This is a genomic window from Flavobacterium sp. Root901 (genome assembly GCF_001429765.1).
GTDB lineage: Bacteria > Bacteroidota > Bacteroidia > Flavobacteriales > Flavobacteriaceae > Flavobacterium.
In genome coordinates, this window is the sequence record NZ_LMJB01000006.1 from 811,942 (window position 1) to 826,678 (window position 14,737).

The window sequence follows — 14,737 nt, forward strand, 5'->3', positions numbered from 1 at the left end:
GGTTTAAGCTGAGTTTCTACTTGCATTTGTATTTCCAAAAAGAGATCTTGTTACGATTTTTTCATAAACTTTAATAAGATCCTCGTTATTAGAATTTTCTTTGTTCAACTCATTTATTTTTAACAATGCATATTGTTGTATGGTCAACAAAGGCAGTACAATACGCTCTCTTATTTGAATAGATGCTATACCATCAGGATAATTTTCCATTAAGGTTTGATGACCTGCAATTTTTAACAAAAGACGTTTTGTTTCAGAAAATTCGTTGTAGATAATCTGCCAAAATTCTCCAAACTCAGGATCTTTACTCATATATGCTGTTAATGGTAAAAATGATTTCGCCAATGACATCATACTGTTCTCCAATAATGTTTTAAAGAATAAAGAATTATGATACAGATCCTGTACTCTATCCCACTGACCGCTTTCTTCAAAATGTTTTAAAGCTGTTCCTACTCCAAAAAATCCTGGTACGTTTTGTTTTAGCTGGCTCCATGAACCCACAAACGGAATTGCTCTTAAATCTGCAAAATCTAATGATTCAGATTTGCTTCTCTTAGAAGGACGGCTTCCAATGTTAGTTTTTGAATAATATTTCAGCGTACTCATCTTTTCCAGATAAGGAATAAATTTCGGGTGATTTTTAAAACTCAGATATTTTTCATACCCAAGATCGGCTAACTGATTCAAAATTTGGGTTTCTTCTTCAGTTAACTCATTTTTATCTTTTGCAAAAACCTGATTTGTAACTCCCGCACTTAATAAGTTTTCGATATTGTAACGACAAGAATCCAAAGTCCCAAAATTAGAACTAATGGTCTGACCCTGAACTGTTATCTGAATCTCTTTGTTTTCGATTTTCGGACCTAAAGAAGCGTAGAATTTATGTGTTTTTCCACCGCCGCGCGCAGGAGGTCCGCCGCGTCCGTCAAAGAAAATAGCTTTAATTCCGTACTTTCTTGAAATTTCTGTTAATGAAATTTTTGCCTGATAAATACTCCAGTTAGCCATTAAATAACCACCGTCTTTTGTACCATCAGAGAAACCAAGCATGATAGTCTGCTCATTTCCTCTTGATTGCAAATGCTTGGCATATTCAGGATTTGTATACAATTGCTCCATAATTTGATGAGCATTTTGCAAATCGTCAACTGATTCAAAAAGCGGAATAATATCAACCGTCGGATCTTCCCAATTATTTAAACGAATCATGGCAAAAGTTTCCATCACATTCAATGCGCTTTCATTATTGCTGATAATATAACGATTAGCACCTTCTTCACCGTTATTTTTCTGGATAGTTTTAATTGCCTGAATCGATTCTAAAGTCAACCTTGTGATTTCATTTTCAAAATCAGCAGGATTTAAATTTCCTTTTATTTTAGATAAAACATCTATTTTTTGATCTTCCGTCAGTTCAAAATAATTTTTTGGAAAAATATCAGAACCAGAATTCAGATAATAATTTACCACATCTTTAAATACGGCATTGTGAATTTTACTATTCTGACGAATATCTAAAGTAGCAAAATGAAATCCGAATAAATTAATTTTTACTAAAAGAGCTTCTAACTCGTCAAGGTATAAAGATTGATGTTTTTCAATAATAATAGTCCTGATGGTATTCAGCTGTTCTAATAATTCATCTAAAGTGATGAAAATTTCACCTTTAGAATAAAAAACAGAACGGTAAAGTTTATGTTCAAGATCGGATACCAAAGTATCTACGCCTGAGAAAGTTAGCTTTCTTTTTAAATTCCTCATTTCAACATAATAACACTTCAGAATTGAAGTTCGTAAACGATCTGCAACTTTAAGTGTAATTTCAGTTGTTACAAACGGATTCCCATCGCGGTCACCGCCAGGCCAGAAACCAAGTTTGATTAATTGATTCTGAATTTGATTTCCGTTATTAATGTTTTTTTGAAGATAATGCACAATTTCTCCTGCAGTAGCATAAAATACATTTTCAAGATACCATATTAAACTTACGGCTTCATCGTAAGGATTTGGTTTTTCATGCTGAATAAAAGGAGTTTTTCCAAGCTGAGCCAGTAATTGTTTGATCTGTAATAAATCATTTTGACGAATTGCTTCTGTCAAATCGTTTATAATTCCTAAAACCGGCCCCGGATAAAATTGTGTTGGATGCGCAGTTAAAACGGTACGAACATTGAAATTTTCTAAGAAATTAACCAGTTCGTCATCTTTTTCTTTGGCATCAGATTTCTCTTTAATATCTCTTAAAGATCCTCTTCCTTCCATATTATTAACTTCAGGAAAAGCAGCATCTTCAATAGCGTCAAATAATACAATTTGGCGTTCTATATATTGAATAAATCGAAACATAAGATCAATTTTTTCTGTTTCGGATGCATTGTTTAGGAATTTATTCGAAAAAAAATCAAAAATTTCTTTTGGAGTTTCCTGTTTTTTAAATCCCGTTTCGCAGGTTTCGGTAAATAATGGAAGTAAAACTCCCGTATTATCAATCGAATCGAATGGTAATGTTATGAAAACACTATTGTAAATGTGATATTTAGAGAGAACATCTTTGTTGAAACGCTCTATTTTGGGCAACGTGTACATAAATTCTTTTATAGTTGGTTGGTTAATTGGTCATAAAAAAACCCCAAGAATAAACTTGAGGTATATTTTAATATAGCATTCAAGAGAAATTCTTACATATTTTTGAAAATAGTATGCATCAAACGCTTCTTATCGTTAATACTTTCCTCTAATGAAATCATAGTTTCGGTTCTGTAAACACCATCGATATCATCAATCATAAAGATAACTTCTTTTGCATGTTTAGTATCTTTTGCTCTGATTTTGCAAAAAATATTAAATTTTCCTGTCGTTACAGAAGCTACTGTTACGAATGGAATTTGATTGATACGTTCTAATACAAATTTAGTTTGTGATGTATTATTAAGAAATACTCCCACATAAGCAATAAATGAATAACCTAATTTATCGTAATCTAAGGCTAACGAAGACCCCATGATGATACCGGCATCCTCCATCTTTTTTACTCTAACATGTACTGTACCAGCAGAAATCAATAGTTTTTTTGCAATGTCAGTAAACGGAACTCTCGTATTGTCTATTAACATATCTAAAATCTGGTGATCTACTTCATCTAAACGAAATTTACTCATAATTCTTTAATTAATATTACTAATTGCTATTACAAAGTATAAAAATATATATAAAAAACAACAAATTCACATAAAAATTAACTTTTTATCAACCCGTTAACAAATTTAATATTTTTATCTAAATAAAAATCTGCTTTTTGGTTCATTTTCGGAATATTAAGATAATCATCAGAATAAACAGCACCTTCTCCGTCATATTCAAAATGACCAAAATAATTTTCCAATTCGCCTGCTTCTACTATATAAGCATTAAAATGAATCTTATTTTCAATCAATTCTTCTTTGTATTGTGCGACAAAATTCGTAATAATTTCGATACCATCATAATTTATTTTGATATTTTTATACATAAAATCATAAAAAACCACTTTATTTTGTGAAATATTCAAATAATCAGAATTTCTATTGTCAACTAAATCGTTTTCGTTTATGAGTTTAAAGGCCGAAATTAGTGAGAAAAATATGTATTTTCGTGTAATCTCCCTCTCGTAATCATTAGGAAAATGTCCTGCTTCAAAGAGTATAGTTGGTACTCCCAAAAACTGAAAAGTATCTCCTATGCAGTTTATATTGAATGAATCATCAAATCGGCCTACCTGACCCGGAATATATTTTTGCAATTCATCGTTAATTCCGGCAATTAAATTGATCGCTTTCTGTCTGTTTTCATTTATTTCTCTCTCTTCATTATAGGAAGGAGCCAGAAAAGAAACCGTTGCAGGCTTTCCCGTATCGCCGGCACCAAAAATTGTGCGCTGATCGTGAAGATTAAAGCAAAAATGAGGTTTAAAACTGTCAAAAACTGCTCTTAATACTTTACTTTCCGGCTGTGTCAGGTTCTGAGAATCTCTGTTCAGGTCAATTTTGACGGCATTTTCTCGTGTATAAAGTCTGGCACCATCAGGATTTAGAATTGGTATCATATAAAAGGTAAAAGCATTAAGCATTTCCTTTGCAAAATCTGATTGGCTGTTTAATACATTTATAAAATCAAAAAGGGCTTTTGTAGTCGTACTTTCATTTCCGTGCATTTGAGACCATAAATATATACGGGTATTACCTGTCCCAATTTGGTAAATATAGATAGGTTCTCCCAAAACAGATTCTCCAATAATCTGAACCTGACCATTGGTATTTATTTTGTCTAATAAAGGCTTAATATGATCTAAAGTCAAATAACGGCCTTCTATTGAATGCTCTTTGTATTGGTTAAATAATTCTTCTAAATTCATTGTGTTTTGATTAGTTTACAAAAGTAAACATCTTTATTTTTACAATTGTAAACTTTAAAAATAGTCCGTAATTGATAATTGTAAACACGATTTTGGATAGTTTTTTAGTTTTTAACTTAAATCTGATTAACATCTGTAATTACTTTATATGTATAAATATAAATATCATATTTTCAAGTATTTAAATCGTGTTATATAAAGCATTAATCTTACAATTAAACGGATATATAAGTTATAAATCCTCTCAAAATTGCTTTATTGATACTTTTTAATTACATTTGTAAACAGGTCTGATTTAAATTAAAATTTACAATGGTAAACATAGATGATTTTGTAAAAAGGTTAGAAATAATACTCGATTATTATGGATTAAATGCTTCTTCTTTTGCAGATAAAATTGGTGTGCAGCGCTCGAGTATGTCCCACTTACTTTCCGGAAGAAACAAACCAAGTCTTGATTTTGTCATGAAAATTTTAGATGTATTTCCGGAAGTTGATTTATACTGGATTTTAATTGGTAAAGGAAATTTTCCTAAATCAGAAAACGAAGACACATCTAAATTTCAAAATCTAAACGCTCCTGCTCCATCTAATGAAAATTATTCTGAAGAAAATTTATTTTCTAAATTAAATATTGAGGAAGAAGAAAAATCAATCAGCAAAAATTTATCAGAAAATAAAAAGCCAAATTTGAGTGTTGAAAATGACGAAATCGATAAAATTGTATTTTTCTATAAAAATGGAACTTTTAAACTCTATATCCCGTGATTCAAAATTTTCGCATATTTGAGAATTAGTACAGAAAATTTTCAAATAGGCGATTCTCACGCATTTGAAAAAATATTAAAAAATTAGATCTGAATTCCGTTTTCGGGAATTTTTCCTAAAACACCTTTATAATGCTGTTTTAAAATTTCCCAATCGGCTTCGTAATTTCCTGTCGGGAAAAATGGTTTTCCTAAATTAACTTCCTTCTTTCCCCAGTCAAAAGCCACAGGAACAATTGGCACATTTGCTTTAAGCGCAATATAATAAAATCCGCTTTTAATTTCGGTTACGCCTTTTCTTGTTCCTTCCGGTGCAACGGCTAAACGAAAAACTTCTTTACGATCAAAAATAGCTGCGATAGAATCTACCTTATTTAATCCGCCGGAGCGGTCAATTGGCTCGCCTCCCACATTTTTAAAATAATATCCAAACGGGAATTTAAACAACTCTTTTTTCCCAACCCAATTCATTTGGAGACCCGAAATACCGCGAGTTAATAATCCGATATAAAAATCATGATTACTGGTATGCGGCATTACCATTAATATACATTTTTTCACTTCGGCATTTTCCAATCCCACTATTTTCCAGCCCATTAGCCTAAAAAAGATGAATTTGTACAATATTTTCTTCATTAAAATTTAATATTTCTTGCAAAATAAAAGATTTAAAATGGTATTTTTGAGTAAAAGCACTACAAAATGATTCAAAAGTTGTTCAGTTATCTTTATCCAATTAAAATCTATAAAAAAAAATCTGCCAGAAGCAAAATAATCGAAGTGACGTGGGCAAATGGAGAGTTGGTTTTAGATTCTGAAAATACAAATTATTCATACGGAAGTTTACAGCGTATATTAAGGTATGGCCTGCGAAATATTGGATATGACAAAGTGCTTAAAATGGATCATATTCTGGTTTTGGGAGTTGCCGGCGGAAGCGTTATAAAAACTCTGGTTGACGAAATTGAATATAAAGGTAAAATTACCGGTGTTGAAATTGATCCGGATATGATTGAAATTGCCAATCAATATTTTAACTTAAATAAAATTAAACAGCTTAAAATTGTTACAGATGATGCATTTGAATTTGTTTTAAAAACAAAAGACAAATACGACCTGATTATTATTGATATTTTTGAAGATACCAATATGCCAAACTTTTTGTTTGAGAAATTTTTCAGCGAACGAGTTTGTTTTCTTCTAAAAGATCGTGGCTTTATTCTTTTTAATACCATGATTCTGGATGAAGCCCACAATGTCAGAAACCGAAAATATATTACCGAAATAAATTCGAAATTATATACTTCAAAAATGCTTCCTCGTATAGAAGTCCATAATGAGTTAATAATAATCGAAAAAGTAGCCTAAATTATAATTTATGAAATCTCTTGTATCCATATTAAAAGCCTTACCTCCTACTAAAATTATCGATGCCTCTATTGATTTTTCAAAATACCTTCCTCTAGATTTATCTGTAACAAACGCGGAATTAGTCGAAAGCAAACCGGAAACTTCTGAAGATTTTGAGCGTTTTATTTTTGGCTATTTAGAAAATAACAATGCAAAAGTTGCTTATGGCGGTTATATTGAAGGCCGTACCATATATAAAAGGAGTTCTATTTTTAAAAATGATTCCATTTTAGAACGAAATATCCACATTGGCCTTGATCTGTGGGCAAAAGTTGGTACTCCGGTTCTGGCTCCGCTTGACGGGAAAATTCATAGTTTTCAGAATAATAAAGGTTTAGGAGATTATGGCCCGACTATAATATTGGAGCATGAAGTAGAAAATGAAAAATTTTATACTTTATATGGACATTTATCGTTAGAAAGTATAGAAAACCTTAGCATCGGAACAATTTTCAGGAAAGGTGAGCAGATTGCCACCTTAGGAAATTCAACTGTTAACGGAGATTATGCACCACATGTTCACTTTCAGATTATAAAAAATATGGAAGATAAATGGGGCGATTATCCGGGAGTCTGCAACACCAATGATTTGAATTTTTATATTGAAAACTGCCCCGATCCAAACTTATTATTAAAAATAACTTAAATGATTATGAAGAAAGCTGGATTGATTATATGTTTGTTGTTACTAATTGGATGTAAATCAAAAACGGTTAGCCGTGATACTGAAGATTTAAAAATAAAGAAAGTTTCTAATGCCGAAGTTAATTCAGAACAGCAGAAAAAAGCTTATGAATTAGGCAAGAGAGTTTTGGAAACCTGTAACACATCAAAGTTTAAGCCTTTTGATGAAACCGAAGTAACGCAGTCTGTGAGAGAAAATACTACAGAAGAACGATTGACTAAAACCTGCACCAGATTTAGACAATATTATGGAAATTTTATTGATTTAAAATTAGATGGAGTTTACAAAACAAAGCAGGAAGTAATTTATCGTTATCATGCTTTATACAGTAAAAAAGTAGCCAATAAGGAACTTCGTGTTTTTGTAAATGAAGAAAATTTAATATCTGCCATTAAATCAATGGATTGGGATGAAAAGTTTGATGCAAAATTAGCCGAACAATAAAGTAAAACATATGAAATTTAAAATGCCTCTTCTTTTATTACTGTTTATTTCGACTTTTACAAATGCTCAGGAAAAAATGAGTGTAAAAGGTTCTCAGCCATTTCCGGCGACACAGAACTATACTTTCATCTGCGAAAAATATGCTTTTACGGGTGAAACTAATATTCAGATTGCAAAAACGGATAAAGGCGGCATTTTAAAAATTTCTATTGCTACATCAAACGATCAGGCCAGAATTGCAGGCGGACTTTATGTCGATCTTGCCAACGCTGACGTAATCGCATGCATGGATAAAAATGTAAAAGAATCCGCTGACGGAAAAACAACTTCTTATTATTACTTTACTCCTGCTGAATTTGCCAAACTTAAAAAAACAGATATTTATGCTGTTCGGTTTATTATAAACGGCGGCACAAACACTTTTGGAAACCAAACAGGCTATTTTACTGCATATAATAAAAAGAATTATTTTTCGACGGCTTATGATAATTCAAAGAAAAGTTATGATACTGCAAAAGAAATTAGTGTTTTATAAATAAAAGATTTTATAAAATAAACCTTATATTTATAATCTAATTTCAAATTAATTATGACTCCTAACGAAGCTTTAATTACAAAGTTCTATACTGCTTTTGCCAATTCTGATGCCAAAACAATGGCAGAATGTTACCATCCTAAAATTCATTTTGTTGATCCGGCTTTTGGTTTGTTAAAAGAAGAACAAGTTTCAAAAATGTGGGAAATGCTTTTATCAAGAAGTAAAGGAAACTTAAAAATTGAGTTTTTTGATGTAAAAGCAGATGAATTTACGGGTTCTGCAAAATGGGTTGCTGCTTACAATTTTAGCAAAACAAATCGTCATGTACTAAACAGAATTTCAGCCGAATTTGTTTTTCAGGATGGCTTAATTATTAAACATACAGATAATTTTGATGTTTGGAAATGGTCAAAACAAGCTTTTGGCATAACCGGATATTTATTGGGCTGGACTGGTTTTTTCCATAAAAAAATTCAACAACAGGCATTATTATCACTCAAAAAATTTCAGGAAAATAAATAATTGCAATAGTCCATTTCTGTTATTGTTTTGTAAATAGTGCTGTAATCTCTAAAAATATGAAAGAAGTGCTGCACAAAAAATTAAATCAATTACAGGCAACGGCAATTTGCGGAAACGACATTAGCTCTTCCTGTTTGTATGTTTCGGCACTAACAATTTTATACGCAGGACAATATGCCTGGATTTCACTTTTAATTGTTGCAGTTGTTTTATTTTTATTCCGAAAAATTTATGGCGAAGTGGTTGGTGCAATTCCTTTAAACGGAGGAGCTTACAATGTATTACTAAACACGTCAACAAAGCGTCTGGCGTCACTGGCCGCAACTTTAACGGTTTTGTCTTATATGGCAACCGCAGTAATTTCAGCATCAGAAGGGATGCATTATCTCCACGGAATCTTTGAAAGTTTAAATGTCACGGTCGCCACTATCATCGTTTTAATTTTATTTACTTTTCTGGCCATACTCGGAATTGGAGAATCAGCATTTGTGGCTGTAATTATACTTATTACACATATTGCGACTTTGAGTTTATTGGTTTTAGCTTCCGTTTGGTTTATTTTAAATAACGGTTTAGATGTTTTTCATGTCAATTGGAAAACTCCTATTGTCTTTGGAAGCCTGAAAACCGCACTTTTTCTTGGTTTTTCTGCAGCAATGCTCGGAATTTCCGGTTTTGAGAGTTCTGCTAATTTTGTTGAAGAACAGCAGCCGGGCGTTTTCCCAAAAACACTTCGCAATATGTGGGCCCTGGTCAGTTTTTTTAATCCTGTAATCGCAATTTTATTAATCAGTGTAATTCCGCTGGCGCAGGTTGGAGAAAATAAAGAATCGCTTTTGGCACATTTAGGAGAAACAACAGGCGGTTCATGGCTGGCATGGCTTATTTCTATTGATGCGGTTTTAGTTTTATGCGGTGCTGTTCTGACTTCGTTTGTAGGTGTATCCGGCTTATTAAACCGAATGACTTTAGACAGAATTCTGCCAAACTATTTTTTGAAAAAAAACAAAAGAGGTTCATATTACCGAATCGTACTTAGTTTTTTAATTCTTTGTATATCGGTACTTTTTGCCACAAGCGGACATTTAGAATCGCTTGCAGGAGTCTATACTTTTTCATTTTTGGCTGTGATGGCTTTATTTGGAATTGGAAATTTACTTCTCAAATTTAAAAGGCGAAAACTGCCAAGACCTGAACGTGCAAACGGACTTGCGGTTATAATTGCTGTTTTGTTTATTATTGCAGCTTTTGTCGGCAATATGAAATTGAACATAAATGCCTTCTATACTTTTCTGCAATACATGGTTCCGGCGCTTATTTTTGTTGGCATTATGCTCAACAGAGTCATGCTGATCAAAATTTTGATCGAAATTTTAGAATATTTCTATCAGCCGCTTCGAAGATTTGTAATTGTAAGCAACCGATATCTGCAAAATTTAAGCACCGAAATTAATTCACAGGAATTTGTCTTTTTTACGAAAGGAGATAATATTGCCATTTTAAATAAAGTACTTCAATATGTTGAAGGAAATGAAACAACAAAAAAACTAAAAATTGTCTACGTAAAAAAGGAAGAACAAACCAACGATGCTTTAATAAAAGACTTAGAAGTTCTGGATCGTGCATACGACAATATTGATATTGAATATCTCGAAATTCAAGGTGTTTTTGGTCCCGAAATTATTGATGAACTATCCAAAAAATGGAAAATCCCAAAGAATTTCATGTTTATTGGTTCGCCCGGAAATAAATTTTCTTACAGGGTTTCAGACCTTGGCGGCGTCCGTTTGATTATGTAATTTTTTTTGAAGCAGAAATTATTAGTTCTTTCAGAAACTACAGTCCCGCTATCCGTTGCATTTTTTTATGCCAAACCCCGGCATAAAAAGATTTCCACTTCTATCGGGGCTAAACCGGAAATATAAAATTTCATTAGAAACAACAAACCCGACAACTTTAAAAATTGTCGGGTTAAATATATTTAATGCAGTATGCGCCGTTGTAAAAACCAAGTTCGTGATAGCTCTCAGGCTTGACGGTTAAATCAAAAATTCTTATGATTTAAACCAGTTTTTTACCAGTTCATCTTCAAATGAAGTCGCATTTTTATGAATAAATTCATTTGTATTTTTATTATAAGAATAGTCTAAAGCCCATGTTTGATGATTTTTAGCTAAGTTTTTAATACTTTCACAAACAAAAGCAATTTCTTCGTCGGTAGTAGTTGGATGAATAGACATTCTAATCCATCCCGGTTTTTTAATTAAATCACCAATTGTAATTTCATTAACCAGTTTATTAGAAGTTTCCTGATCCACATGTAATAAATAATGTCCGTAAGTTCCGGCACAGCTGCATCCGCCGCGGGTCTGGATTCCGAATTTATCATTTAGTAATTTCACGCCTAAATTAAAATGCAGATCTTCAATAAAAAAAGAAATAACCCCCAAACGATTTTTATGCTGTCCGGCTAAAATTTTAATATTCTTAACAGGCTCCAACTGATCAAAAACAAAATCGACAATTTCGTGCTCACGCTGCAAAATGTTTTCGATTCCCATTTCCTCTTTGAGCTCAATTGCCAAAGCTGTTTTAATGACCTGAAGAAATCCCGGAGTTCCGCCATCTTCCCTGTCCTCAATATTATCAATATATTTATGTTCTCCCCAAGGATTTGTCCAGCTTACAGTTCCTCCGCCAGGACAATCAGGAATCATATTATTGTATAATTTTTTATTGAAAATTAAAACTCCGGATGTTCCCGGACCTCCAAGAAATTTATGAGGCGAAAAGAAAATCGCGTCCAGATAAGCTTCTGAATCAGCAGGATGCATATCAATTTCAACATACGGTCCAGAGCAGGCAAAATCTACAAAACAAACTCCATTATATTGATGCATCAATTTAGCAGCTTCATGAAAAGGAGTTTTAATGCCTGTAACATTTGAACACGAAGTTATAGAGGCAATTTTTATAGTTCTGTCGCTGTATTTCTGTAAAAGTAATTCTAAATTATCCAGACAAAAAAGGCCTTTTTCGCAAGACGGAATAATCTCAACATCTGCAATGGTCTCTAACCAGGATGTCTGATTAGAATGATGCTCCATATGGGAGATAAAAACAATCGGTTTTTTTTCTGCAGGAACAGTCGTGAAATTTTTAAGGTTTTCAGGGATTTTTAAACCTAAAATACGCTGAAATTTATTAATAACGCCAGTCATTCCGGTTCCGTCTGTAATCAAAACATCATCTTCATTTGCATTTGTATGACGTTTGATAATGTGTCTGGCATGATGATAAGCTTTTGTCATGGCAGTACCTGACACAGTAGTTTCTGTATGCGTATTAGCTACAAATGGTCCAAATTGATTCAAAAGTCTCTCTTCAATTGGTCTGTAAAGCCTTCCACTGGCAGTCCAATCGGTATAAACAATATTTTTTTTGCCAAAAGGTGACATAAATTCCTGATCTATGCCAACAATATGCTGCCTAAAATCCTGAAAATAAGTTTCCAGACTGATGGTATTATTTTTGGTATTCATTTGTTGTGCCTGTGTTTGACTGCAAATATATTGCTTTTTTATAATATTGAGAATTTATCAATTATAAACTTTAAATACTGAATAAACTTTTGGTATCTTTAATTATAAGAAGGTTTTTTAAATAAATTATCACAATATTCTATCGGATTAATAGGGCATGTAAACTTAAACAATTGCATTTATGAAAAATTTATCAACAGCCACTTTTGGTGGTGGATGTTTTTGGTGTGTAGAAGCTGTAATTCAGCGTTTAAAGGGTGTTGAAACAATAAAATCCGGTTATTCAGATGGTTTTATAAAAAATCCGGCATATCGTGAAGTGTGTACCGGAAGAACAGGTCACGCAGAAGTTATTCAGGTTACTTTTGATTCTGACATAATTTCATATCATGATTTATTGGTGGTATTTATGACAAGCCATGACCCAACAACTTTAAATCGTCAGGGCGGAGACAGCGGAACGCAATATCGTTCGATCATTTTATATCATGATGATACACAAAAAGAAATTGCAGAAAAAGTATTTGAAGAAGTCCAGCCGGTTTATGCTGATCCAATTGTAACACAGTTAAAACCTTTTGAAGTTTTTTACGAAGCAGAAGATTATCATCAAAATTATTATAACAATAATCAGGAAGCCGGTTACTGTCAGTTTGTAATTGATCCAAAAGTTCAAAAACTAAAAAAAATGTATGCTGATAAATTAATTGGCTAAATAGTTTTTTATGCCACAGATTACACGGATTGAAAGGATTTCTTTTTTTTGAAATGTAAATAAATTAAAAAATTCTTTAATCCTTGTAATCTGTGGCAAAAACAATATCTCAAATGAAAAATTTAAAAATAAACAATCGATTTACTGCCGAATTACCTGCAGATCCTGACTTGACCAACGAAATTCGTCAAGTTAAGAATACCTCGTTTTCTTATGTAAATCCAACAAAACCTTCTAACCCAAAATTAATTCATGCTTCAGAAGAAGTTGCCGAAATGGTTGGGATTTCAAAAGATGAAATTCAGTCTGAGGAGTTTCTGAATGTTTTTTCAGGAAAAGAAATTCTTCCTGAAACACAGCCTTATGCGATGTGTTATGCGGGCCATCAATTTGGAAACTGGGCAGGACAACTGGGAGATGGACGCGCTATCAATTTAACTGAAGTTGAAAATAAGAATGAGTTTTTTACGCTTCAGCTAAAAGGTGCCGGAAAAACGCCTTACTCCAGAACAGCCGATGGCCTGGCCGTTTTACGCTCGTCAATAAGAGAATATTTATGTGCCGAAGCCATGTATCATTTAGGAGTTCCTACCACCCGATCACTTTCTTTAATTCTCTCCGGAGATCAGGTTTTGCGTGATGTTTTGTATAACGGCAATCCGGCTTATGAAAAAGGTGCGATCGTCTGTCGTGTAGCACCGTCTTTTATTCGTTTTGGAAGTTTTGAAATGCTGACTGCCAGAAATGAACTTACAAATTTAAAACAGTTTGTAGATTATAATATCAAGCATTATTTCCCTGAAATTAAAGGCGAACCAAAAGAGCAATATTTACAATTCTTTAAAAAAGCAGCTGATACAACCCGTGAAATGATTTTACATTGGCAGCGTGTTGGTTTTGTTCATGGTGTAATGAATACAGATAATATGTCGATTCATGGCATTACAATAGATTACGGTCCTTACGGATGGCTCGAAAATTATGACCCCAACTGGACGCCAAATACTACAGACAGCCAAAACAGAAGATATCGTTTTGGAAATCAGCCTCAGGCTGCACATTGGAATTTGTACCAATTGGCAAATGCCATTTATCCTCTAATAAATGAAACAGAAGGATTAGAAAAAATCTTAGAATCATTTATGGATAATTTTATTGTTGAATATAATCAAATGTTTTTAAGTAAATTAGGAATATTTACTTCAACTGAAACTGACAATGATTTAATTGATAATCTGGAAGCTGTATTGCAATTAACAGAAACGGATATGACTATTTTTTTTAGAAATTTAAGTTCTGTTTCGAAATCTGATTCTGTTGAAAAAGCAATCGAAAAAATTCAATTTTCATTTTATCATATCGAAGAAGTTTCCGGTGATATTTTAGAAGCCTGGAAAAAATGGTTTATTGTATATTTAAAAAGATTAGTGGCAGAAACTTTATCAGATGAAGAGCGTTCACAAAAAATGAACTTAATTAATCCGAAATATGTGCTTCGTAATTATATGGCACAATTAGCGATAGATGCTGCTGATAAAGAAGATTATTCATTGATAAATGAACTTTATACCGTATTGCAAAAACCTTATGACGAGCAGAATGAATATGAAAAATGGTTTGCTAAACGTCCGGATTGGGCAAAGTCTAAAATAGGATGTTCAATGCTTTCCTGCAGTTCTTAATTATTTTTTTGCCGTGAATTCATGAATTTTTAACTAAAA

At 32.5% G+C, this 14,737-nt stretch carries 14 protein-coding genes; 9 read left to right on the forward strand and 5 right to left on the reverse strand.

Annotation, left to right across the window (positions count from 1 at the left end; translation table 11 throughout):
- Positions 1 to 3 precede the first annotated feature (3 nt).
- From ASE21_RS13030 to ASE21_RS13040, 3 genes are all read right to left on the reverse strand, one after another.
- Entirely contained in the window at positions 4 to 2,589 is a 2,586-nt protein-coding gene (locus tag ASE21_RS13030; RefSeq protein WP_057123086.1) for a phosphoenolpyruvate carboxylase, read from the reverse strand.
- A gap of 92 nt (positions 2,590 to 2,681) precedes the next feature.
- Entirely contained in the window at positions 2,682 to 3,161 is a 480-nt protein-coding gene (locus ASE21_RS13035; protein WP_008468989.1) for an Lrp/AsnC family transcriptional regulator, read from the reverse strand.
- A gap of 77 nt (positions 3,162 to 3,238) precedes the next feature.
- On the reverse strand, positions 3,239 to 4,393 hold the full coding sequence (locus ASE21_RS13040) for a M14 metallopeptidase family protein (protein ID WP_057123087.1): 1,155 nt from the start codon (positions 4,391 to 4,393) through the stop codon (positions 3,239 to 3,241).
- A gap of 312 nt (positions 4,394 to 4,705) precedes the next feature.
- Here ASE21_RS13040 and ASE21_RS13045 point away from each other — a divergent pair, with 312 nt between their 5' ends.
- Positions 4,706 to 5,161: a helix-turn-helix domain-containing protein gene (locus ASE21_RS13045; RefSeq protein WP_057123088.1), complete on the forward strand. Its 456-nt coding sequence runs from the start codon at positions 4,706 to 4,708 to the stop codon at positions 5,159 to 5,161.
- Positions 5,162 to 5,244: 83 nt separating this feature from the next.
- On the opposite strand, the gene ASE21_RS13050 is transcribed toward ASE21_RS13045, so the two are convergent.
- Complete coding sequence (locus ASE21_RS13050; RefSeq protein WP_057123089.1) at positions 5,245 to 5,796, reverse strand: 1-acyl-sn-glycerol-3-phosphate acyltransferase; 552 nt, start codon at positions 5,794 to 5,796, stop codon at positions 5,245 to 5,247.
- A 66-nt stretch (positions 5,797 to 5,862) separates the two neighbouring features.
- On the opposite strand from ASE21_RS13050, the gene ASE21_RS13055 reads away from it, so the two are divergent.
- The 6 genes from ASE21_RS13055 to ASE21_RS13080 are packed head-to-tail and all read left to right on the forward strand — an operon-like array spanning position 5,863 to position 10,558.
- Positions 5,863 to 6,528 (forward strand): spermidine synthase, encoded by a 666-nt coding sequence (locus ASE21_RS13055; protein ID WP_057123090.1) that lies wholly within the window; start codon positions 5,863 to 5,865, stop codon positions 6,526 to 6,528.
- Between the two features lie 10 nt (positions 6,529 to 6,538).
- A complete protein-coding gene (locus ASE21_RS13060; RefSeq protein ID WP_057123091.1) occupies positions 6,539 to 7,216 on the forward strand; it encodes a peptidoglycan DD-metalloendopeptidase family protein in 678 nt (225 codons plus the stop codon).
- A 6-nt stretch (positions 7,217 to 7,222) separates the two neighbouring features.
- Positions 7,223 to 7,699 (forward strand): hypothetical protein, encoded by a 477-nt coding sequence (locus ASE21_RS13065; protein ID WP_057123205.1) that lies wholly within the window; start codon positions 7,223 to 7,225, stop codon positions 7,697 to 7,699.
- A gap of 10 nt (positions 7,700 to 7,709) precedes the next feature.
- The gene (locus ASE21_RS13070; RefSeq protein WP_057123092.1) at positions 7,710 to 8,234 is read left to right on the forward strand and encodes a hypothetical protein; all 525 of its coding nucleotides are present in this window, start codon (positions 7,710 to 7,712) and stop codon (positions 8,232 to 8,234) included.
- Positions 8,235 to 8,288: 54 nt separating this feature from the next.
- Positions 8,289 to 8,759: a nuclear transport factor 2 family protein gene (locus ASE21_RS13075; RefSeq protein ID WP_057123093.1), complete on the forward strand. Its 471-nt coding sequence runs from the start codon at positions 8,289 to 8,291 to the stop codon at positions 8,757 to 8,759.
- A 56-nt stretch (positions 8,760 to 8,815) separates the two neighbouring features.
- Complete coding sequence (locus tag ASE21_RS13080) at positions 8,816 to 10,558, forward strand: APC family permease (RefSeq protein WP_057123094.1); 1,743 nt, start codon at positions 8,816 to 8,818, stop codon at positions 10,556 to 10,558.
- Positions 10,559 to 10,813: 255 nt separating this feature from the next.
- Here ASE21_RS13080 and ASE21_RS13085 read toward each other — a convergent pair whose 3' ends face one another.
- The gene (locus ASE21_RS13085) at positions 10,814 to 12,301 is read right to left on the reverse strand and encodes an aminotransferase class V-fold PLP-dependent enzyme (protein ID WP_057123095.1); all 1,488 of its coding nucleotides are present in this window, start codon (positions 12,299 to 12,301) and stop codon (positions 10,814 to 10,816) included.
- 181 nt (positions 12,302 to 12,482) lie between these two features.
- Here ASE21_RS13085 and msrA point away from each other — a divergent pair, with 181 nt between their 5' ends.
- The gene (gene msrA / locus ASE21_RS13090) at positions 12,483 to 13,016 is read left to right on the forward strand and encodes a peptide-methionine (S)-S-oxide reductase MsrA (protein WP_057123096.1); all 534 of its coding nucleotides are present in this window, start codon (positions 12,483 to 12,485) and stop codon (positions 13,014 to 13,016) included.
- A gap of 113 nt (positions 13,017 to 13,129) precedes the next feature.
- Positions 13,130 to 14,698 (forward strand): protein adenylyltransferase SelO, encoded by a 1,569-nt coding sequence (locus ASE21_RS13095; RefSeq protein ID WP_057123097.1) that lies wholly within the window; start codon positions 13,130 to 13,132, stop codon positions 14,696 to 14,698.
- Positions 14,699 to 14,737: the final 39 nt, after the last annotated feature.

Excerpts from the sequence above, each read along its gene's own strand:
- ASE21_RS13085 (WP_057123095.1), bottom strand. The coding sequence starts at position 12,301 with ATGAATACCAAAAATAATACCATCAGTCTGGAAACTTATTTTCAGGAT.
- ASE21_RS13065 (WP_057123205.1), top strand. The coding sequence starts at position 7,223 with ATGAAGAAAGCTGGATTGATTATATGTTTGTTGTTACTAATTGGATGT.
- ASE21_RS13055 (WP_057123090.1), top strand. The coding sequence starts at position 5,863 with ATGATTCAAAAGTTGTTCAGTTATCTTTATCCAATTAAAATCTATAAA.
- ASE21_RS13040 (WP_057123087.1), bottom strand. The coding sequence starts at position 4,393 with ATGAATTTAGAAGAATTATTTAACCAATACAAAGAGCATTCAATAGAA.
- ASE21_RS13060 (WP_057123091.1), top strand. The coding sequence starts at position 6,539 with ATGAAATCTCTTGTATCCATATTAAAAGCCTTACCTCCTACTAAAATT.
- ASE21_RS13035 (WP_008468989.1), bottom strand. The coding sequence starts at position 3,161 with ATGAGTAAATTTCGTTTAGATGAAGTAGATCACCAGATTTTAGATATG.
- msrA (WP_057123096.1), top strand. The coding sequence starts at position 12,483 with ATGAAAAATTTATCAACAGCCACTTTTGGTGGTGGATGTTTTTGGTGT.
- ASE21_RS13070 (WP_057123092.1), top strand. The coding sequence starts at position 7,710 with ATGAAATTTAAAATGCCTCTTCTTTTATTACTGTTTATTTCGACTTTT.
- ASE21_RS13080 (WP_057123094.1), top strand. The coding sequence starts at position 8,816 with ATGAAAGAAGTGCTGCACAAAAAATTAAATCAATTACAGGCAACGGCA.
- ASE21_RS13045 (WP_057123088.1), top strand. The coding sequence starts at position 4,706 with ATGGTAAACATAGATGATTTTGTAAAAAGGTTAGAAATAATACTCGAT.
- ASE21_RS13050 (WP_057123089.1), bottom strand. The coding sequence starts at position 5,796 with ATGAAGAAAATATTGTACAAATTCATCTTTTTTAGGCTAATGGGCTGG.
- ASE21_RS13075 (WP_057123093.1), top strand. The coding sequence starts at position 8,289 with ATGACTCCTAACGAAGCTTTAATTACAAAGTTCTATACTGCTTTTGCC.
- ASE21_RS13030 (WP_057123086.1), bottom strand. The coding sequence starts at position 2,589 with ATGTACACGTTGCCCAAAATAGAGCGTTTCAACAAAGATGTTCTCTCT.
- ASE21_RS13095 (WP_057123097.1), top strand. The coding sequence starts at position 13,130 with ATGAAAAATTTAAAAATAAACAATCGATTTACTGCCGAATTACCTGCA.